Consider the following 19,115-nt stretch of genomic DNA (forward strand, 5'->3'; position numbering starts at 1 on the left):
AGTGAAACTTTAATCAGTGGGAAAGCTTTACCCCACTGATTATTAGTTGAACCAATCGGGCCTTTATGGGCAGTTGATCTCCCACCTAACTTCTTTGCTTTATCCTAATTTTGAGGTGGCAGTCTTATTGCCCGCAAATAGAGGGGCGAAACGAGCTGCAAATGATAAGGCTTTTCTTATCAGCAAGACTCTATACAGTAACACATTATTCTCTATAGTATATTCACCTGTATAAAAAACGTTTTCATACATTCTATTTTTGTAATTTTATTTCAGCAACCGGTCTATACTTTGGCGTTTCCTTCACGTGAGATTCATACAAAGTAATCGTATCTGCTTGAAATGATGTTACAGGTAAGCCTTTTACATTTGTCAGATCAAATACTTTTTCTCCTACCCATTTACGTGCAACAGTAATATGCGGATGATAAGGGCGCGTCTCTAGGGAGAAGCCATTTTCTTCACAAATTGTATGCACTTGTTTTTGCAACTGAACCAAATCATTATTCTCACTTACCTTCGCCCAAAAAATACGCGGCTCGTCTTCCAGGCCAAACGTTGAAAATCCTTGTAATGTGAAAGTTAGTTCTTTGATTTCTGTAAGTGTTTGTAATCCATTCTTTATTCCTTCTAATTGTTCCTCTGTCGCACTTCCTAAAAATGAAAGGGTAATATGATAGTCTTCTTCATGTACCCACGAGCGAAATGGTAATTCATCCTTCATTTCCATTTTGTAATTAGAAAGAATTTCTTTTATATGACGTGGTAAAGTTACTGCGACAAAATAATGCGGCACCATCTACATCGTCTCCTTTATGTTATTGTTGCTTTTCTTTCTTATCTCATTCAGTTAAAAAGAAGGGAACCTTCCTAAAAAGTCTAACCAAGTTAAGATTGCAATAGTAATTGAAATATATCGAACATAACTCTTATTATATCGACGTTTCGACAAGGAATAGCTACTTAACAACAAAATACGACAAGAGAAGCAACCTACCCCTAACAGAAAACCGTCCCAAAAAAACTTTTGGGACGGCCTCTCATTATTTACATATCCATTACTTTGCTAATTCATAAATCGCCTGAGCATAGATCGCTGTTGCTTTTAATAAATCTTCAATTTCAATGTACTCATCTTTTTGATGCGCAAGTTCTTCTTTTCCAGGGAATAGCGGGCCAAATGCAACGCCAGCTTTCAATGAACGAGCATAAGTACCACCGCCGATTGCTAATAGTTCTGCCTTTTCACCTGTTTGTTCTTCATATACGCGTTGCAAAGTACGAATTAATACATGATCTTTATCAACGTGATGCGGGCGAGAGTTAGAGTAATCCCCTACTTCAAACCCATGAGTACCAACATATTCTTTTAACTTTGCAATCATTTCTTCAAAGTTAGTCGTAACTGGATAGCGTACATTTAATCCTAAATTACCACCGTTTTCTTGCGAATAAGACAGGCGACCAACATTAACTGTTAACGGGCCGCTAATATCGTCTTTATAAGAAATACCAGCTTTCTCTCCAATAATATCTCCTGTAAATGTTTCTGTTACAAACGATGCAAACGAAGCCCCTTTTCCATCAAGAGAAACTTTCGTTAAGCAGTTTGCCAATAATAAACCTGCATTTTCTCCCTTTTCCGGAGTAGATCCGTGAGCTGAAATCCCTTTGATTTGTAACGTCACCGTATTTCCTTCTACAATTGCTTTACCCATTTTTTTAGCAGTTTGTAAATACTCTTCATATGCTACTGTAAGTGCATTTACATCTTCTCCTGTAATAATCGCTTCTGCATAATCAGGAACCATATTCAAACGACGACCTGATTCAAATGAAATCAGCTTAAATGCGCCTTCTTTCTCTTCGCTACCATTTTGAACAACTTGTATGTCAGAAATTCCTTTTTCCGCATTAATAATTGGAAAATCTGCATCTGGTGCAAAACCGATTGTTGGCATTTCTTCATTTTTAAAGTAATGATCTACACACTTCCAATTACTTTCCTCATCTGTTCCTAAAATCATACGAACACGTTTAGAAAGAGGTAAGCCTAATTCTTTTACAATTTTCATTGCATAATAAGCTGACATTGTCGGCCCTTTATCATCAATCGCACCGCGTGCAAAAATCTTCCCATCGCGAATATCCGCACTATACGCAGGAGTTGTCCAGCCATCTCCTTCTGGTACAACATCAACGTGACAAAGGATACCTACTAATTCTTCTCCTTGTCCCATTTCAAGATGACCTGCATACCCTTCTAAATTTTTAGAAGCGAAACCATCTGCGTCTCCTTTATGTAACATGAAAGATAAAGCTTTTTCTACACCGTCACCAAATGGTGCGCCCTCTTTCGCAGATTCTTCTTCCCATACACTTTTAATTTGTAAAAATTGTTGTGTATCACGAATTAAATCATCTTTTCGTTTTGCAACTTCTTCTGTCCAATTAATCGTTGACATCACGCATCCATCCTTCACTATATTGTCTCTTTCATCATAGCAAACCGAAATCTCTTATGCCATACATGAAAATCTAATAACGAACAATTGTAACATTTCAGATATTTCGCATTAGTTTTTCTTTTATTTTCTCAAAAAAATTTGCAGGAATTTGGCGTTTTACGTAGAAATTTATGAGTTAGTTGACTGACAAAATATACAATGTCAACTACCAATATTTTTCTATATGAATATTTGTTAAACTTTTGTAAAATTTAAGTAGATTAAAGCATGAATTTTATCATGTAGAGTACAATGGTAGTAACGACCTTCTTTCCTGAATGGGGTCAAAAAAACTAGTAGAGGAGTGGTTTTCTCTTGAAACCTACAACTACTCGTATGCTAACACGCATTAAATCGATTTATATGTACATCAATGAAAACGGTACGGTAACAACGAAAGACCTTGTAGATGAGTTCGGGATCACACCGCGAACGATACAACGTGATCTAAATGTGTTGCAGTTTAATGAACTCGTGTATAGCCCTTGCCGCGGCAAGTGGACAACGACAGGAAAGAAAGTGAGAATGACCTCATAACAAAAAAATAATTGTATGTAAATAAATACATACCCCTTTCTAACTCATTAGAAAGGGGTCTTTTCTATGCTTTGAAATTGACGTTACTTTTCGTTATCTACTTGATATGTTTTTAACATTTCTACTTCTTCATCTGTTAATTCACGATATTGCCCAAGTTCTAACTCTTCATCTAACACTAAAGGTCCCATCTCTGTTCTCTTTAAATACACTACTTTTTTACCTACCGCTTCAAACATACGCTTCACTTGATGGAATTTTCCTTCTGTAATCACGAGCTCAATTTCAGAAATATCATCACTTTTTAGAATTGTAAGTTCGCCTGGCTTCGTTTCATAGCCATCTTCTAAAATAACACCTTTAGCGAATTCTTTTACATCCTCTTCCGTTACAACTCCTGAAACGTGTGCATAGTATTTTTTCGGCACATGCTTTTTCGGAGATAATAGTTGATGCGTTAACTTCCCGTCATTTGTAATCAATAAGAAACCTTCTGTATCAATATCGAGTCTCCCAACAGGGAATGGATCAAAAATCGCATCTTCTAATTCTAATAAATCTATTACCGTTTCGTGGTTATCGTCTTCTGTCGCTGAAATAACACCTTGTGGTTTATGCATCATTAAATAAACAAACTCTTTATATTCCACAACTTCACCGTGAATCATAACCTCTTGTTCTTCTACATTCACATGAAACTTCGGATCTTTCACTGGCGTTCCATCAATTTTCACAACGCCGTCTTTCAGTAATTTCTTTACTTCTTTTCTACTTCCGTGTCCCATGTTCGCTAATAATTTATCTAATCTCATGTTCTTCACCTTCTTTATTTATCATAAGAAAAGGGGACGTATTTACGCCCCTTTTGATTTCAACTTTATTTTGAATCGACTACCAAGTTTACGCTGGATTTTCTCTAAAGCTTCTCCGCCAAATACTCTTTCTAGTACTCCTGTGCGAATCGCTAATACTACGTAAACAAGTCCACCAATACCTGCACAAATCGCAACTGTAATAAGAGCACCAATACGGCCATCAGGCGAAATCATGAAGGATAGAAGCCATTGTGATAGTTTTACAGCAATAACCATTACAAGTGTTAATATTGCAATTTGGAATGTTCTCTTATATACAACACCAAATGAATAGTTTGCATGTTTTTTGATTTGTCTATTCGTATACCATACAGAAACTAAGAAGCCGACTGCAGTAGCCAAAATCGCCCCAACTGTACCGAAATAGCGAATAAAGATTACGTTACATACAAATTTCAAAATAACACCCATAGCAAGCGCGACAATCGCATGTTTTTGCTGATTAATCCCTTGCAGAATCGCCGCTGTTACTGTGAATAAAGCGAATAACAACGCAACTGGTGCATACCACATTAATACTTGTCCACCTAGTGGATCTGAGTCGTAGAAAGCAGTGTAAATTGGATATGCAAGTGTAGAAATACCGATAACTGCTGGCAATGTTAAAAACATATTTGCCTGGAATGTTTGTGTAATTTGTAATTTTAAATAGCGGTATTGTTTTTCAGTAAATGACTTTGTAATCGCTGGCACGAGCGTTAAACTAAAGGCTGTTGCAAGTGATACCGGAATCATAATTAATTTATGCGTCCACATCGTGAAAATACCAAGTGCTCGCTCTGCGATATCTCCTTGACCAATCGCCTGCATAATAGAGTTAAATGTCAATGTATCAATTTGTTGATATAAAGGAATTGTTAATCCAATTACAACGTAAGGAATTGCATATGCAAACAACTCTTTAAACAATTGAGCGGTACTTACTGTCGATTCTGGTACAGTTTGCTCAATTAAATATTGATCCAAATATTTTTTACGTTTTAACCAGTACCAAATTAATACGCCAAGTGCTCCAACTGCTGAAACAAATGCAGCAAATGTCGCAACCCCAACTGCCGTTGCTACTGTACCGCCTAGTACTTTAATAACGATGAAACTACCCGCTAATAAAAAGACGATACGAATAATTTGCTCAATAATTTGTGAAACCGTAGTCGGTCCCATCGATTGGTGGCCTTGGAAATAACCACGAATCAAACTTGCTGCCGGCACAACAATAAGCGCAAAACTTACGAGGCGAATAATCGTCGTAACTTCTTCTACCTTATTTTGTAAACTTTGTTTACCAAGCATTGCTTCTGCAAATAATGGTGCGGTCATGTATAGAACTAGGAACGAAAGAACTCCGGTTACTATCATCATAACCATTCCCGAGCGGAACATTCTCCGGCTCGTTTTATAATCGCCAAGTGCATTATATTTGGAAACAAACTTCGAAACAGCAAGCGGCACCCCTGCCGTTGCAATACTTAAAAATATCGTATATGGAATGTATCCATATGTATAGAGCGTTCCGCCTTCTGTGCCTACTAATGCATGAAACGGAAAGACGTAAATCATGCCTAAGAACTTTACTAAAAATGTCCCTAACGTCACAATAAGCGTTCCGCGCAGAAATTTTGAATCGGACATACAAAAAATCCTCCTACATCTACATAAAGTGAAACTATAATCAGTGGGGATTTTGTTCATCCCCACTGATTATTAGTTGAATCAATCGGGCGTTTACGGGCAGTTTATCTTCCACCTTACTTCCTGGCTCTAGCCGAATTTTGAGGTGGGAGTTTTACTGCCCGTTAATGCGGGATAAAGTGAAACTATAATTAGCGGAAGACTCCCCTTCTACTAATCATTCGAGCATTTACGGACCGTTTTAACTCCCTCTTTACTTCTCTTAAATCTTAAGATAGTAGTCTTATTGCCCATAAATAGCAGGATAGTGCTGAACTCTAACTTTTGTATTGTACCACAATTCTCCCCTTAAGCAGTACTTCACTCTATTTTTCTTTTAAGGGAAAACATGCTATTCTTTTAGGCAGGAAATGTAGAAAATGAGGTCGATATATTATGCATTATGATGTTATTGTCATCGGCGGCGGTCCTTCAGGGCTAATGGCTGCAATCGGTGCTGCTGAAGAAGGCGCAAGCGTCTTACTTCTTGATAAAGGAAATAAACTTGGACGTAAACTTGCGATTTCTGGTGGTGGCCGTTGTAACGTAACGAACCGTCTACCACTTGATGAAATCGTTAAACATATACCTGGAAATGGTCGCTTCTTATACAGTGCTTTTTCTATTTTCAGTAATGAAGATATTATTACATTCTTCGAAAATCTCGGTGTAAAACTGAAAGAAGAGGATCATGGCCGCATGTTCCCCGTATCAAATAAAGCGCAATCTGTTGTAGATGCACTTTTAACACGATTAAAAGACTTAGGTGTAAAAATACGCACGAATACGCCTGTTGAAACGATTGAATACGAAAACGGTCAAACGAAAGCCGTTGTATTACAAACAGGTGAAGTGTTAGAAACGAATCACGTCGTTATCGCTGTTGGCGGAAAATCTGTTCCTCAAACTGGTTCTACTGGAGACGGATACGCTTGGGCTGAAAAAGCTGGTCATACAATTACAGAACTTTTCCCAACAGAAGTACCAATTCTTTCAAACGAACCATTTATTCGTGACCGTTCATTACAAGGTCTTGCTTTACGAGATGTAAACTTAAGCGTATTAAACCCGAAAGGAAAAGTTGTCATTTCTCATAAAATGGACATGCTCTTCACTCATTTTGGCTTATCTGGTCCTGCCGCTCTTCGTTGTAGCCAATTCGTTGTAAAAACGTTGAAAAAATTTAAAACGAATACAGTTCAAATGAGTATCGATGCATTGCCAGAAGAAAATAGTGAACAACTATTCCAGCGCATGCTGAAACAAATGAAAGAAGATCCGAAAAAAGGAATTAAAAACGTATTAAAAGGTTATGTGCCTGAACGTTACTTCCTATTCTTATTAGAAAAAAATGAAATTGATGGCAGCGAACAAGCTGGACAAATTTCTCATGAGAAGATTCGTGCACTTGTGAAAGACTTTAAAGAATTTACTGTGAATGTAAATGGTACGCAGTCAATTGAAAAAGCATTCGTTACTGGCGGCGGTGTATCCGTTAAAGAAATTAACCCGAAAGAAATGTCTTCTAAATTCACGAATGGCTTATATTTCTGCGGAGAAGTTCTTGATATTCACGGTTATACTGGTGGCTATAACATTACATCTGCTCTCGTTACTGGTAGAATTGCCGGAACAACAGCTGGAGAAAACGCAAAAATGCAGTATTAAAAAAAGAAACAGGGATTCCTGTTTCTTTTTTTATATGTACATGAAATTATATCGGCGGTCTTTCACATATATCAGCGATTTCTCAATTATATCGGCGATTCCCCACTTATATCAGCGATTTCTCAAGATATACCGACTTACCAACAAAGAATGCCAAATCCCCTCGTTCTTTTTTGTTGCTTTATATACCTTAGTACCTTTATATTTTATATTGTTGAATATTTGAAAAAGGGTAAGGGGAAAACAAATGAGAAAAAAAGTCATGATGTCTTTAATGCTAATGACGTTTCTTTCTGCGGTAGAAGGAACGATTGTTAGTACAGCGATCCCTCGTATAACGAGTGATTTGTCAGGCGTCGAACTTGTTAGTTGGGTGTATGCAATCTATATGCTTGCAACAGCTGTTTCGACTCCAATATACGGAAAACTAGCTGATTTATTCGGCCGTAAAAAAGTTCTGCTCATCGGAGCAACAATCTTCTTAATCGGTTCTGCACTTTGCGGAGTCGTTACATCAATGGAACAATTAATCTTCTTCCGAGCCCTTCAAGGTATAGGGGCTGGTGCTGTTATGCCGATCACAATGACGATTATTGGGGACTTATATAGCGAAGCGAGAGACCGCGCGAAAGCACAGGGCTGGATGAGTGCCGTTTGGGGTGTATCTGGTGTTATCGGGCCGTTAGTAGGTGGATTTTTAGTTGATTCTCTTTCTTGGCGCTATATTTTCTTCTTAAACGTTCCTTTTGGAATTGTCGCTTGCATAATGTTTGCCATTTCTTATAAGGAATCTGTTAAGTCTGCCGCCAAGCAACATATCGACTACCTTGGTGCAACAGTCTTCTCATTAAGTACAATCGCTCTGCTATACGCATTATTAACAGGTAGCAGTAAGCAAAACTGGGGAGACATTTCAATTATCAGCCTATTAATCTTTGCCGCTGTTTCATTCATTATTTTCTTATACATCGAGAAAAAATCTCCGGAACCATTAATTCCGCTAGCACTTTTCTCTAACCGTACACTATCTACTATAAACATACTAACACTTATTGCTGGCGCAATGATTATTAGTATTACAGTGTATCTTCCAATTTGGAGCCAAGGTGTTTTAGGAAAAAACGCGACAGAAGCTGGACTCATTTTAATGCCGATTCCTGTTATGTGGACATTCGGTGCTATGTTCTCCGGTAACTTAGTTGGCAAGTTACAAACGAAACAAATTATTTTACTTGGAGCTAGCATTTTATCAGTTGCTACTTTCTTATTATTTACATTATCAACAGATTCACCATCGTTCCTTATCTATGTTGCAGTCGGATTATTCGGCTTAGGAATGGGACTTGTTACACCAATTTACATGGTCACAATTCAAGCAGCTGTACCGGCTCATACGCGCGGAACAGCCGTTGGTTTAAACACATTTATTAATACATTTAGTCAAACACTAGGCGCTGCAATCTTCGGAACAATCTTCAATACGATGATTCACGCGCGTGGTATTAAAAATCTTGATCTCGTATCTTCTGGCGGACACGGCGGAGCTACAGCAAACGTAGCAACCGAATCACAATCCGCATTAGCATCAAGTGTACACGTCATTTATATGAGCACTTTCGTATTAGCAGTATTCACATTAATTATCGCTTGGCTCTTATTAAAGCCAGCTAAACAAACAAGTGAGCAGTAAAAGAGGATGACCGAAATGGTCATCCTCTTTTACTCTTCATTCTCCACAATATGTTTAAGCATGGACAATTTATTATCCCAAAATCGTTCATAGTATGAGAGCCACTGCTGTAATTCTTCTAATGGTTCTGGATGCAAACGATATATCTTCTCTCTTCCACTCTTTCTTCCACTCACTAAATTCGCTTCCGAAAGAATATGAAGGTGCTTTACAACTGCAGTACGGCTCATCGGAAAATGATCCGTTATTTTGGAAATCGGTAACTCTTTATTACTTAATAACCGTATTACTTCTCGGCGGGTTGGATCAGCAATTGCTTGAAATACATCATATTTCGCTGCTGACGAAGACATTTAACCTTCAACAACCTTTTTCAGTTTTTCATTTACAATCGCTACCCAGCCGCCGCTCATTCTTTCGTGAATAATAGAGCTCTTCGCATTTGGTTTTGGAAGGATTTCATCAGGATGTTTCCAGCCGCCGTGAATTAACGTAAATTCTGTTTTATTATCTCCTAGATCTTTCAGGTTAAATGAAACAACCCAGCCATCTGTATCCCATGAGAAAGATAGATGGTTTGGCTCATCAATTTCTAACACTTTACATGGTGATGGCCCAAATGGTGATTGCACATGAAATTCATGTCCTACCTCTAATTCGAAATCATTTGGCATAAACCATGACGCAATCCCTTCTGCAGTTGATACTACATTCCATACTTTTTGAATAGACGCGTTAAAAACGATCGTTTGTTTAATATCAGTTAATGTATTTTGTTGTTCCATTTCCATTCTCCTTTATTCGGCGTTCAAATATAACACCTTTTGGTTATATTTAGATAATATAACACCTTTTAGTTTCATGTCAATCCTGATTCTTTTTTACTGTTGAGAAATTCTCAACATTTTTTCAACAGGACAAACACCCTCTGAGCATTCCCTCATAATATACTCACAAAGGCAACAAAAAATAAAAACTTCTCTCAACATGAAACTCCATCATTCATCTTGAAAGAAGCGCCTTACGTATATCATGCGTATTTCGTCTCTCCTCCTTCCCTCGGGGACACTACGCGAGATATGAAAAATCAGAAGGAATATGCCCACCATTTGAGTAGGTAGTTATTTCTCTTCTCCTCAACATTTCCTTAGGAGCGAAATGACTACCCACTCACTTTTTCAAACAAAAATACAAAGGGGATGAAAGCTATGTTCTATTGCATTAACTGTTCTGACATTCACCATGAAAAACATCCAAATGATAAAATATTCAAAAACGGTTTTTATATTGATCCATTTTTAGGTGATCGTTATCACCTCGGTATGTGTAAAGATGCCCAAAAACATGAAACAGAAGAACTTCTTTTAAAGACGAATAAGATAGGTACAGCACAATCTATTATGAACGGATTACCAACACATGTTGTCCCAACATAAAACATAAAAAAGAGCTGGCTCCCCAGCTCTTTTTTATGCTTTATAAACAATCATCGCTGAAAAACAATAAATTTGATTTTCATCATCATTAATCGAAACACCAACTTGATACTTTATATCTAAAAAATTTCCATCATCAATTTTTTTCAAAAATACATTTACAGCATCTTCTAAGTCTTTTTCATGACTTTCATCAAATACTTTCACACGAATCATGTTAACACCATCCTAGATCGCAGCCCTCCGCCGCTTGATTATTGCCACGGTGCGTATCTATGATGCGATAAAACTTTCCTTCTTCGTATATATATCCGTCTTCTAACACATATTGTTTACCTTCAGTATAGACATAAAACTTACCTATCATAAATTTACTCGTATATAATTCCAAATAATTTGGTCTAAATTTAGCTACAACTTTATTTGTAATATCAATTTTAATTGTGCGCCCCACCTTCTCTCCCTCCCTTGCAAAGAACGGATTTAGGTATATTGTATTAGCGATTTTACATTTTATGCTTAAAAATAAGTGGATATGCCCTCTTTCTTCGCCTGTACTATTTTTCTAAAAAAATCTCCTCTTTTCTTTCCACATATAAGGGCAAAAAAACATCTAAAAAAAACGCCTTTTATATATTGACTACAGTATATCAGATATGATATTATATAAAATTTGACATTTTTATCTAAATGTGTTATCATTAAAGATGGTTACCACATATGGAGGTGGATGATTTGTTTCAAATTGGTGATAAAATCGTTTATCCAATGCACGGTGCAGGAATCATCGAAGCAATTGAAGAGAAAGAAATATTAGGTACTACGCGTCAATATTGTGTTATACGCATCATTAATAAAGATATGCAAGTAATGCTTCCGATGGATCAATTACAAAAATCAGGTATACGTTATATCGTCGATAAAGGTACGTTAGATGGTATACTTCTTGAATTTCATCATGGGGAATCAGACCCCTCACTTTCCTGGAAACAAAGATATACAATGAATATGGAAAAAATGAAGAACGGCAATCTTCAAGATAGTGCAGAAGTTGTTCGTGATTTACTTCGTCGCAATAAAGAAAGAGCATTAAATGCGAGCGAAAAACAAATGCTAGATAATGCGCGCAAAATGGTTATTAGCGAAGTTGCGCTCGTACAGAATGTTTCAGAACATCAAGCAACAGAATTTCTTCAAGATACAATCAATCATTAATTTTAAAAATAGCTGACCGCTATTTTTTTTTGCAAAAAAGGACAAAGAGATAAAGCTCTTTGTCCTTTTCATATTATCCACGCCCAGCTTGGAACGATGGGTATAAAGTCATTCCACCATCTGCAAATAACGTAATTCCAGTTACGTAACTTGCCTCTGATGAAGCGAGCCAAGTTGCTACTGCTGCGATTTCTTCAGATTTTCCAATGTAGCCCATTGGTATCATACTTTCTACGTCAGCACGCTGCTTTGGATCAGCAAACTTTTCGGCATTAATCGGCGTATTAATTGCACCTGGCCCAATATTATTTACTCGAATACCTTTTGGCGCATATTCTAACGCTAACGTTTCTGTCATAAGTTTAATACCGCCCTTACTTGCTGCATAGTGCACGAATAGTGGCCACGGAATTTTCTCATGAACACTAGACATATTAATGACAGATCCTTTAATGTCGTGTTCCACAAAATATTTAATCGCTTCACGACTTCCTAAAAAAGCGCCTGTTAAATTTGTATTGATTACTTTATTCCAATCTTCTAACGGCATTTCATGCGACGGTACCGCGTTTTCTATCCCTGCATTATTAATCATAACGTCGAGCGTACCAAACTCTTTCACAGCAGATTGAATGAGATTCACAACATCTGCCTCTGCCGTCACATCACCTTTTACAGCAATCGCTTCTCCGCCTACTCTTTTAATTTCTTCTAACACATCATTCGCTTCTGACTCTCGTGAGCGATAGTTAATAACCACTTTCGCTTTCTCCTTAGCAAATCGTACTCCCATCGCTCTACCTAAACCAGTTGCTGATCCTGTAATAACGACGACTTTCCCTTCTAAATCACTATACATTTCAATGCCTCCTTATCCTTTTGCAATCCCTAACATAATTCCGGCTGCGATAATAAAAACGATACCCACAACGATACCTGTTAATTGACGTTTCGTTTTCTTTTCACCTAATATAAGAATCCCGCCAAGCGTCGAAATAATAATTCCCATTTGTGATAGTGAAAAGCTTGTTGCAACCCCGACACGTGGCTGTGAAATAAATAAAAACATATTTCCAGCTGCCCAAATTAATCCTGGAATAATATTTCGTATCGCATATTTATTAAATGGATGATGTTTAAAGGTAAGTAAAATGCCTCCTAACACCATACCAACTGCTTGTGGTAATAAAGCCGACCAACCATCTACGTTAAATAGCCTAATAACTACTACGTAAACTAAATAACCGACTGTTGAAATTAATAAAATTATGATGCCCCTTTTAAAATTTGCTGCTTGCTCTGCATTCTTTTCTTCTTCACTTTGAAGTGATGTTAAAATAACACCGATAATAATACAAACGAGCGCCAAAACTCCAAGGACGACTGATATTGTCGTGGACCACTCATGAAATACGATGACTCCAAATAAAGTCGTCGCAACTAATTGAAGTCCTGTTGAAATTGGCATCGTCCTCGAAACACCCATTAAATCAATACTTTTTAATTGATTCGCCTGACCAAGTGCCCAAAATAAACCTGATACAATTCCAACTCCAATAACAGTAGGAGTTAATACTGGCTTCACAAAAATATAAACAACAATCGAGAAAATAAGTGCACCAAATGTTGTACCGAGCGTTTGACTATACGGTCCTCCGCCGAGTTTAACGTTAAATAGCACAATACTCCCCCAAAATATAGCTGGTAAAATCGCTAAAAGTATATCCATCGCTCATTACCTTTCTTTACTAAATATCATCAGTTACCGCTCTACACCATTAGAGTGTGCTTTCATTTTTTCCTTCGCTCGTGCGCAAACCTTTTCTGCAATCGCACTAGACACATTTTTTTCTCGCTCTACTTTCTTTATCTTTATGTGATCTAAATTGTCTTCCAAAGTAAGTGTAACTTTGTCATTCGGCGGATTATGTGCACCTTGAAATGTAAGAAATTGTAGAGTTACTTCAAATCTAGGAACAAACTCATCTTTCTTACCTAGACGCTTTATATTTATAACTGAATCACATTCATATTGATCTTCTGTCGCTTGCCTTATAACTGAATAGTACCTATTAAGTAACGCACTCTCTAAAAGCTGTTCCTTTGACTCTTTCGCCCAAGAATAGCTTGGAGAAAAGAAAAAGATAGAACATATCATCGTCATCATTACACATATTTTTTTCATAATGCCCTCCTTGTTCTATAAATTAGTGTTCTCAAAACGCCCATAAAAAAAACGACTTCCCCTATTCAGGAAAGTCGTTTTAATAAATCCAATATTAACCACCGCTCACTGGTGGTATGAGTGCAACTACATCACCAGATTGTATCGTATCATCTTCATTTGCATATTCTTCATTAATCGCAACCATAATTGGTGCTGATACTGGTACATTATATTCCTTCGCGACAATATCTTTTAACTCTGCAACCGTAATATTTTCTTTCTCTATTTGTAATTCACTTGTTCCTGCTTCTTCTTGCAAGTTCGCAAATAACAATACTCGAATCATATTTATAGCTCCTTCCCAGGCTCTCCTGCTGGATATGGTGTCTTTTCTAATTGATCACCAATCCATGAGTCGCCATCTTCCCAAAACTCCTTTTTCCAAATCGGAACAATTTGCTTAATACGCTCCATAATATATTCATTTGCTTCATAGGCCTCTTTACGATGCGGCGTTGATACAGCAACAACAACCGCTATATCAGAAATTTGCAACGTGCCAATGCGATGTGTAATCGCAACATGTGTACCAGGCCATTTCTCCTTCACTTCTGTGCCGATTTTCTGTAGCATCTTTTCTGCCATCGACTTATAAGCAACATACTCTAAGTATAATGTACGACGCCCTTTCGTAAACTCCCTAACCGTTCCAATAAATGTTGTAACAGCACCGCATTCACGTCGAATTACTTTCTTTGCCACCTCTTCAATCGAGATTTCTGTATCAATTACTTCATAATACGTATTTATCATTTTGCACTCCTAACCGTTTGTAAAAACCAGTCTACATACAATTTTTCTTCTGTTATATGAAATACTTTATAGTCTTCTCTTAAATTTGACAGGACATTATCCCACGTAATAATTGCTACTACGTTTTCTACCTTATGTAAAAGTTCAATGTCTTCCGCAGAACGAAGTAACACTACTTTTGGATATTTCTCAGCTTTATAGCCCTCTATTAAAATCGTATCCACTTCAAAAAATTCGTACAAGCGGATAATTTCTTGCAAGGACCATTCATCTCGTAATGAAGACAGAGATAGTAATCCAGCGCCTTCTACACTACTTACGACAGCACCAGCTTTTCGGTGCCTTTCACTATCTTTTTGCGCTACTTCAGGAAAACCACCATGACCATGATGCTTAATTGTAGCAACTTTCATTTCGCTCTCGGCTAATGCATGCACAATTTTCTCTACAAGTGTTGTTTTCCCGCTATTTTGATACCCTACTATTTGTAAGATTGAAGGGGCGTTGCCCATGGCCAATCACATCCCTCAGAGTGTTCTAACAATAATACAGATACTTTCATCCCTGCTTCAAATCCTCTCGTTCCTCCGGGCAATACGATAAAAGCATTCGCATCTGCGAGTGAAGATACCGCACTCGATTTATCTAAACCGACCGGCGTCACTTGTAGTGCCCCATTAACAATGCTCGCTTTCGCTCTTACAAAACGAGTAAACGGATTTGGTTTCGGAAAATCTTTTTGCAAAATAGCGTCTGCCCTATATACGTGAGGTTCCTTCACATACAAATACGTTTTTATAATTGGATGCACAAATAATTCAAAGCCTACATAACAAGCTGACGGATTCCCTGATAAACCGAAAAGTAACTTTCCATCAACTTCAGCTACCGTCGTTACACTTCCTGGTCTCATCGCTATTTTATTAAAGAGTACATTCGCCTGTAATCTTTCATAAATAGCCGGTAAATAATCATAATCTCCTACCGACACACCGCCTGTTGTAATTAAAATATCAACTTCATCCATCGCTGATTGAACAGCTGTAAAACATCCATCTAACTCATCGGCAAGTTGGCCATAATAACGAACTTTCCCGCCGGCTTTCATAATTTGAGCTGCAATCATATAAGAGTTACTATTTCTAATTTTGCCTGGCTCTAGCGGCTCATGCACTTCTAGTAATTCGCTTCCTGTCGTTACAATACCAACAACAGGCTGTTTTACAACTTTCACAGTGCTATATCCAAACGTCGCTAACAGTGCGGCAACACCTGGATTGATTACAATACCTTTATTAACAAGGACTTGATTTTGTTTTATATCTTCTCCTTTAAATGACACATTGTCACCATTTTGGAAAGAGCGTTTCAACTTCATATATGTACTTTCGTTCTTCTCGAATCCTTCCGTCAACTCTAGCATTACGACTGTATTGCAATCTTCTGGAATAGCTGCTCCTGTCATAATACGAACTGCCTGAAAAGCTCCTACTTCTTCTAAAAAAACAGAACCTGCTCCAATTTCTCCTATTACTTCAAATTCAACCGGATGCTCTTGACTCGCTTCCTTCGTATCTTCTGCTCGAATTGCGAAACCGTCGTAAGGAGAACGATCAAAGTGAGGAACGTCGTGATCTGAGACAACATCCTCCCCAAGAATCCTCCCATAACTTTCTGTAATAAAAACTTCTTCCACTTCACCATGCTTAGCGTATTTCATAACCCGCTCTACTGCCTCAGCAACTTGAATCGGGATTCGTTTTTCTACCATTGTTTCTCACCTCATATTTGCAAAATATCTAATCTCGATTACACTTTATATATTAAATCGTAATTACTTCAAGGAGGAATTCCATGTCTTCATTCACACATTTCAATGACCAAGGGCGCGCTAAAATGGTTGATATAAGCGACAAAAAAGTAACCGTTCGAACAGCAATTGCATGCTCTAGCATTCTCGTTACGAAAGAAATTTTTGACAAAATCTCTCACAATGAAATTGGTAAAGGTGATGTATTGGCTGTTGCACAAATCGCAGGCATTATGGCTGCAAAACGCACTTCTGATATTATCCCAATGTGCCATCCTTTATTGTTAAAAGGTGTTGATGTTTCTTTCGATTGGAAACAGTCAGAAGAACAATATCGACTACTTATTGAAGTAAAAGTTAAAACAGAAGGTAGTACCGGCGTTGAAATGGAAGCTTTAACAGCTGCTTCCGCTACCGCTCTTACCGTGTACGATATGTGTAAAGCTGTTGATAAAGGCATGATTATTGGCGAAACGTACTTACTTGAAAAAACAGGCGGAAAAAATGGAGATTATATTAGAAATTCTTAATACTATCTTTTCCCTCTGAACCTAAAGGACTCTCCTTTAGGTTCACCCTATATATCTTGCATATAGGCGTTTCGCCACATTCATATCATTCGTCCCATGAATAAACGCTCTACCATCTGTAAATAAAACAAAACGATATTTTTCCACTGGAAATGATAATAAATAAGGCGTTTCCTTTACATCCACACTTTTTTGTAAGCGCTTTTTAATTTCTTCTAAATTAAACCCCTGTCGCACACCTGGACGGATTTGAACTGTATTTCGTCCACATAATACTTCTGTTTTCGTTTGTGCTTCAAATGTTAAGCTCGGATATGTACGTAGCTTTCCACAAGATAAACATGTATCCTTTTTCTGTCTATTCACTTTAAATGCCATCTGTTGATTATTCCAAAGATCAAATGATAGCATCGTTTCACGAAGTGCCTCAAAATCTTCTACTAATATTTTTAAAGCTTCCGTTATTTGATGCGCAACTACTAATTGCACTGCTGGTTGTATAATACCCGCCGTATCACATGTCGCTCCGCTCGCTGGATGTTCCATTAAACATCGAAAACATGGCGTTTTTCCAGGCAAGATTGTATAAGTTACTCCGTAGCTTCCAACGCACCCTCCGTATATCCACGGAACGTCATACATCTGGGATATATCATTAATAAGAAGACGCGTTTCAAAATTATCCGTCGCATCTAATATTAAATCTACACCTTTAATTAACTCTTCCATTTCTTGAACCGTTACATCGGTCACAACCGGTACAATTTCTACTTCAGAATTAATAGCTTTTAAATGTTCTGCTGCCGCTATCGCTTTCGGCTTATAATGTTTCGCATCTTCCTCTGTATATAATTGTTGCCTTTGTAAATTGCTCCATTCTACATAATCACGATCAGCAATCGTTATTTTACCAACACCTGCTCTAACAATTGCTTCTGCATTTGCTGCCCCGAGAGCACCAGCGCCGATAATAAGCACATGCTTCTCTCTTATTTTTCGCTGTCCTTCCTCTCCAACACCAGAAAATAATATTTGTCTTGAATATCGCTCCTGCATACAATAGCCTCCCTTCTTATCCTCCTATATAAGACATTTCAATTTTCGGACGATTCGTTGCACTTTCTTCTGTCCGTTCATCCGAATACCTGTCTTTTCTATTCATCCATACATCTTGTATAACGCTTACCAACTCATCATCCGAAAGATTTCCTCTAAGAAGTTCCCTTACATCCAATCCTTCTGTCGCAAATAAGCAAGTATAAAACTTTCCATCTGCCGAAATTCTCGCTCTCGTACAAGAAGAACAAAATGACTCTGAAACAGAAGTAATAAAACCGACTTCGACATTTGTTCCAACGTAACGATATCGCTTCGCAACTTCACCGAAATAATGCGCTTCAGCTAGCTCAAGCGGATACACGCTATGAATCATCTCAATTAACTCTCGCTTTGTAACGACTTGCTCAAAGTTCCATCCATTTGTACTACCAACATCCATAAACTCAATAAATCTAAGCGTGATTCCCTGCTCTTTAAAATACGCAGCCATCGGAAGTACTTGATGATCGTTCATCCCTTTTTTCACAACCATGTTGACCTTTATATCAAGCCCTGCCTCTTTTGCAGCCATAATTCCCTTTATAACAGGTTTCGTATTAATATTCCGGCCATTAATGCCCTTAAATACATCATCTTCTATTGCATCTAAACTAACATTTACTCTATGTAATCCAGCTTCTTTTAATGCTTTTGCTTGTTTCGTTAAATGAATCGCATTTGTCGTTAATCCTATATCTACTAACCCGTCAATTTTCACGAGACGTGCAATAAGTTTTGTTAAATCTTTACGAAGCAGTGGTTCGCCACCAGTAAGTCTAATTTTTCGTACACCGATGCTAACAAATAGTTTTGCCAAACGCTCAATTTCATCAAACGTCATTAAAAACTCATCTTTCAAAAAAGCATAATCTGGCCCAAATACTTCCGCCGGCATACAATATGTACATCTAAAATTGCAACGATCAATGACAGATATGCGCAAATCTTGAAGTGGGCGTCCAAAAAAATCTGTAACCATCTCCTGCATCGCCACCCTCCCTTTCTGCCAAATTTCTCTCTTTTCATTCTATTATAATATATTTTCGAACTGCGATGTTTTTTACTCAAACAAATAAAAAGCCTTGAAGCATAAAAGTT

The 19,115-nt window shown here is 37.6% G+C and carries 23 protein-coding genes; 6 read left to right on the forward strand and 17 right to left on the reverse strand.

Features of this window, described 5'->3' with window-relative positions:
* Positions 1–253 precede the first annotated feature (253 nt).
* Positions 254–799, reverse strand: coding sequence for an RNA 2',3'-cyclic phosphodiesterase (gene thpR, locus ACP6L7_RS20390; RefSeq protein WP_097829036.1), 546 nt, complete (start codon positions 797–799; stop codon positions 254–256).
* A gap of 259 nt (positions 800–1,058) precedes the next feature.
* Positions 1,059–2,465: a dipeptidase PepV gene (gene pepV, locus ACP6L7_RS20395; protein ID WP_097829035.1), complete on the reverse strand. Its 1,407-nt coding sequence runs from the start codon at positions 2,463–2,465 to the stop codon at positions 1,059–1,061.
* A 357-nt stretch (positions 2,466–2,822) separates the two neighbouring features.
* Between pepV and ACP6L7_RS20400 the strand changes: the two genes are divergently transcribed.
* Complete coding sequence (locus tag ACP6L7_RS20400; RefSeq protein WP_000805512.1) at positions 2,823–3,044, forward strand: DeoR family transcriptional regulator; 222 nt, start codon at positions 2,823–2,825, stop codon at positions 3,042–3,044.
* Between the two features lie 83 nt (positions 3,045–3,127).
* Here ACP6L7_RS20400 and ACP6L7_RS20405 read toward each other — a convergent pair whose 3' ends face one another.
* Together ACP6L7_RS20405 and ACP6L7_RS20410 are read right to left on the reverse strand one after the other, a co-directional pair.
* Positions 3,128–3,856 carry a pseudouridine synthase gene (locus tag ACP6L7_RS20405; RefSeq protein WP_001234930.1) on the reverse strand — a complete coding sequence of 243 codons (729 nt, stop codon included), beginning with the start codon at positions 3,854–3,856 and terminating at the stop codon, positions 3,128–3,130.
* A 42-nt stretch (positions 3,857–3,898) separates the two neighbouring features.
* Positions 3,899–5,551, reverse strand: coding sequence for a putative polysaccharide biosynthesis protein (locus tag ACP6L7_RS20410; protein WP_097829034.1), 1,653 nt, complete (start codon positions 5,549–5,551; stop codon positions 3,899–3,901).
* 435 nt (positions 5,552–5,986) lie between these two features.
* On the opposite strand from ACP6L7_RS20410, the gene ACP6L7_RS20415 reads away from it, so the two are divergent.
* Complete coding sequence (locus ACP6L7_RS20415) at positions 5,987–7,258, forward strand: BaiN/RdsA family NAD(P)/FAD-dependent oxidoreductase (protein ID WP_097829033.1); 1,272 nt, start codon at positions 5,987–5,989, stop codon at positions 7,256–7,258.
* Positions 7,259–7,505: 247 nt separating this feature from the next.
* Positions 7,506–8,948: an MDR family MFS transporter gene (locus tag ACP6L7_RS20420; RefSeq protein WP_097829032.1), complete on the forward strand. Its 1,443-nt coding sequence runs from the start codon at positions 7,506–7,508 to the stop codon at positions 8,946–8,948.
* 29 nt (positions 8,949–8,977) lie between these two features.
* On the opposite strand, the gene ACP6L7_RS20425 is transcribed toward ACP6L7_RS20420, so the two are convergent.
* On the reverse strand, positions 8,978–9,301 hold the full coding sequence (locus ACP6L7_RS20425) for an ArsR/SmtB family transcription factor (RefSeq protein ID WP_097829031.1): 324 nt from the start codon (positions 9,299–9,301) through the stop codon (positions 8,978–8,980).
* Complete coding sequence (locus ACP6L7_RS20430; RefSeq protein WP_097829030.1) at positions 9,302–9,733, reverse strand: SRPBCC family protein; 432 nt, start codon at positions 9,731–9,733, stop codon at positions 9,302–9,304. It abuts the gene before it with no gap.
* Positions 9,734–10,156: 423 nt separating this feature from the next.
* On the opposite strand from ACP6L7_RS20430, the gene ACP6L7_RS20435 reads away from it, so the two are divergent.
* Positions 10,157–10,384 carry a DUF3973 domain-containing protein gene (locus ACP6L7_RS20435; RefSeq protein ID WP_097829029.1) on the forward strand — a complete coding sequence of 76 codons (228 nt, stop codon included), beginning with the start codon at positions 10,157–10,159 and terminating at the stop codon, positions 10,382–10,384.
* A gap of 33 nt (positions 10,385–10,417) precedes the next feature.
* On the opposite strand, the gene ACP6L7_RS20440 is transcribed toward ACP6L7_RS20435, so the two are convergent.
* Together ACP6L7_RS20440 and ACP6L7_RS20445 are read right to left on the reverse strand one after the other, a co-directional pair.
* Entirely contained in the window at positions 10,418–10,600 is a 183-nt protein-coding gene (locus ACP6L7_RS20440) for a sporulation protein Cse60 (protein WP_097829028.1), read from the reverse strand.
* 1 nt (position 10,601) lies between these two features.
* Positions 10,602–10,838 carry a DUF2553 family protein gene (locus ACP6L7_RS20445; RefSeq protein WP_000533805.1) on the reverse strand — a complete coding sequence of 79 codons (237 nt, stop codon included), beginning with the start codon at positions 10,836–10,838 and terminating at the stop codon, positions 10,602–10,604.
* A gap of 266 nt (positions 10,839–11,104) precedes the next feature.
* Between ACP6L7_RS20445 and ACP6L7_RS20450 the strand changes: the two genes are divergently transcribed.
* Positions 11,105–11,599, forward strand: coding sequence for a CarD family transcriptional regulator (locus tag ACP6L7_RS20450; RefSeq protein WP_002077588.1), 495 nt, complete (start codon positions 11,105–11,107; stop codon positions 11,597–11,599).
* Between the two features lie 73 nt (positions 11,600–11,672).
* Here the strand turns inward: ACP6L7_RS20450 and ACP6L7_RS20455 are convergent, their stop codons facing one another.
* From ACP6L7_RS20455 to ACP6L7_RS20485, 7 genes are all read right to left on the reverse strand, one after another.
* On the reverse strand, positions 11,673–12,458 hold the full coding sequence (locus tag ACP6L7_RS20455; protein WP_097829027.1) for a glucose 1-dehydrogenase: 786 nt from the start codon (positions 12,456–12,458) through the stop codon (positions 11,673–11,675).
* Between the two features lie 12 nt (positions 12,459–12,470).
* Complete coding sequence (gene glcU, locus ACP6L7_RS20460) at positions 12,471–13,328, reverse strand: glucose uptake protein GlcU (protein ID WP_070145177.1); 858 nt, start codon at positions 13,326–13,328, stop codon at positions 12,471–12,473.
* Between the two features lie 33 nt (positions 13,329–13,361).
* Positions 13,362–13,784, reverse strand: a complete 423-nt coding sequence (locus ACP6L7_RS20465; protein WP_097829026.1) for a DUF3888 domain-containing protein — start codon at positions 13,782–13,784, stop codon at positions 13,362–13,364.
* Between the two features lie 94 nt (positions 13,785–13,878).
* Positions 13,879–14,112 (reverse strand): molybdopterin converting factor subunit 1, encoded by a 234-nt coding sequence (moaD, locus tag ACP6L7_RS20470; protein WP_000621795.1) that lies wholly within the window; start codon positions 14,110–14,112, stop codon positions 13,879–13,881.
* A gap of 2 nt (positions 14,113–14,114) precedes the next feature.
* Entirely contained in the window at positions 14,115–14,579 is a 465-nt protein-coding gene (moaE, locus tag ACP6L7_RS20475; RefSeq protein WP_097829025.1) for a molybdopterin synthase catalytic subunit MoaE, read from the reverse strand.
* Entirely contained in the window at positions 14,576–15,097 is a 522-nt protein-coding gene (gene mobB, locus ACP6L7_RS20480) for a molybdopterin-guanine dinucleotide biosynthesis protein B (RefSeq protein ID WP_002094381.1), read from the reverse strand. Before mobB ends, moaE begins: the two co-directional genes overlap by 4 nt.
* Positions 15,061–16,350, reverse strand: a complete 1,290-nt coding sequence (locus tag ACP6L7_RS20485) for a molybdopterin molybdotransferase MoeA (RefSeq protein WP_098361994.1) — start codon at positions 16,348–16,350, stop codon at positions 15,061–15,063. The genes mobB and ACP6L7_RS20485 overlap by 37 nt, the downstream gene beginning before the upstream one ends.
* Before the next feature lie 83 nt (positions 16,351–16,433).
* Between ACP6L7_RS20485 and moaC the strand changes: the two genes are divergently transcribed.
* Entirely contained in the window at positions 16,434–16,919 is a 486-nt protein-coding gene (moaC, locus tag ACP6L7_RS20490; RefSeq protein WP_000094156.1) for a cyclic pyranopterin monophosphate synthase MoaC, read from the forward strand.
* 42 nt (positions 16,920–16,961) lie between these two features.
* Here the strand turns inward: moaC and ACP6L7_RS20495 are convergent, their stop codons facing one another.
* Positions 16,962–17,975: a molybdopterin-synthase adenylyltransferase MoeB gene (locus tag ACP6L7_RS20495; protein WP_097829023.1), complete on the reverse strand. Its 1,014-nt coding sequence runs from the start codon at positions 17,973–17,975 to the stop codon at positions 16,962–16,964.
* A 16-nt stretch (positions 17,976–17,991) separates the two neighbouring features.
* A complete protein-coding gene (gene moaA, locus ACP6L7_RS20500) occupies positions 17,992–19,005 on the reverse strand; it encodes a GTP 3',8-cyclase MoaA (protein ID WP_097829022.1) in 1,014 nt (337 codons plus the stop codon).
* Positions 19,006–19,115: the final 110 nt, after the last annotated feature.

It is taken from the genome of Bacillus silvicola, assembly GCF_050524305.1.
GTDB lineage: Bacteria > Bacillota > Bacilli > Bacillales > Bacillaceae_G > Bacillus_A > Bacillus_A cereus_AT.

Excerpts from the sequence above, each read along its gene's own strand:
- thpR (WP_097829036.1), bottom strand. The coding sequence starts at position 799 with ATGGTGCCGCATTATTTTGTCGCAGTAACTTTACCACGTCATATAAAA.
- pepV (WP_097829035.1), bottom strand. The coding sequence starts at position 2,465 with ATGTCAACGATTAATTGGACAGAAGAAGTTGCAAAACGAAAAGATGAT.
- ACP6L7_RS20405 (WP_001234930.1), bottom strand. The coding sequence starts at position 3,856 with ATGAGATTAGATAAATTATTAGCGAACATGGGACACGGAAGTAGAAAA.
- ACP6L7_RS20410 (WP_097829034.1), bottom strand. The coding sequence starts at position 5,551 with ATGTCCGATTCAAAATTTCTGCGCGGAACGCTTATTGTGACGTTAGGG.
- ACP6L7_RS20415 (WP_097829033.1), top strand. The coding sequence starts at position 5,987 with ATGCATTATGATGTTATTGTCATCGGCGGCGGTCCTTCAGGGCTAATG.
- ACP6L7_RS20420 (WP_097829032.1), top strand. The coding sequence starts at position 7,506 with ATGAGAAAAAAAGTCATGATGTCTTTAATGCTAATGACGTTTCTTTCT.
- ACP6L7_RS20425 (WP_097829031.1), bottom strand. The coding sequence starts at position 9,301 with ATGTCTTCGTCAGCAGCGAAATATGATGTATTTCAAGCAATTGCTGAT.
- ACP6L7_RS20430 (WP_097829030.1), bottom strand. The coding sequence starts at position 9,733 with ATGGAACAACAAAATACATTAACTGATATTAAACAAACGATCGTTTTT.
- ACP6L7_RS20435 (WP_097829029.1), top strand. The coding sequence starts at position 10,157 with ATGTTCTATTGCATTAACTGTTCTGACATTCACCATGAAAAACATCCA.
- ACP6L7_RS20440 (WP_097829028.1), bottom strand. The coding sequence starts at position 10,600 with ATGATTCGTGTGAAAGTATTTGATGAAAGTCATGAAAAAGACTTAGAA.
- ACP6L7_RS20450 (WP_002077588.1), top strand. The coding sequence starts at position 11,105 with ATGGAGGTGGATGATTTGTTTCAAATTGGTGATAAAATCGTTTATCCA.
- ACP6L7_RS20455 (WP_097829027.1), bottom strand. The coding sequence starts at position 12,458 with ATGTATAGTGATTTAGAAGGGAAAGTCGTCGTTATTACAGGATCAGCA.
- glcU (WP_070145177.1), bottom strand. The coding sequence starts at position 13,328 with ATGGATATACTTTTAGCGATTTTACCAGCTATATTTTGGGGGAGTATT.
- ACP6L7_RS20465 (WP_097829026.1), bottom strand. The coding sequence starts at position 13,784 with ATGAAAAAAATATGTGTAATGATGACGATGATATGTTCTATCTTTTTC.
- moaD (WP_000621795.1), bottom strand. The coding sequence starts at position 14,112 with ATGATTCGAGTATTGTTATTTGCGAACTTGCAAGAAGAAGCAGGAACA.
- moaE (WP_097829025.1), bottom strand. The coding sequence starts at position 14,579 with ATGATAAATACGTATTATGAAGTAATTGATACAGAAATCTCGATTGAA.
- ACP6L7_RS20485 (WP_098361994.1), bottom strand. The coding sequence starts at position 16,350 with ATGGTAGAAAAACGAATCCCGATTCAAGTTGCTGAGGCAGTAGAGCGG.
- moaC (WP_000094156.1), top strand. The coding sequence starts at position 16,434 with ATGTCTTCATTCACACATTTCAATGACCAAGGGCGCGCTAAAATGGTT.
- ACP6L7_RS20495 (WP_097829023.1), bottom strand. The coding sequence starts at position 17,975 with ATGCAGGAGCGATATTCAAGACAAATATTATTTTCTGGTGTTGGAGAG.
- moaA (WP_097829022.1), bottom strand. The coding sequence starts at position 19,005 with ATGCAGGAGATGGTTACAGATTTTTTTGGACGCCCACTTCAAGATTTG.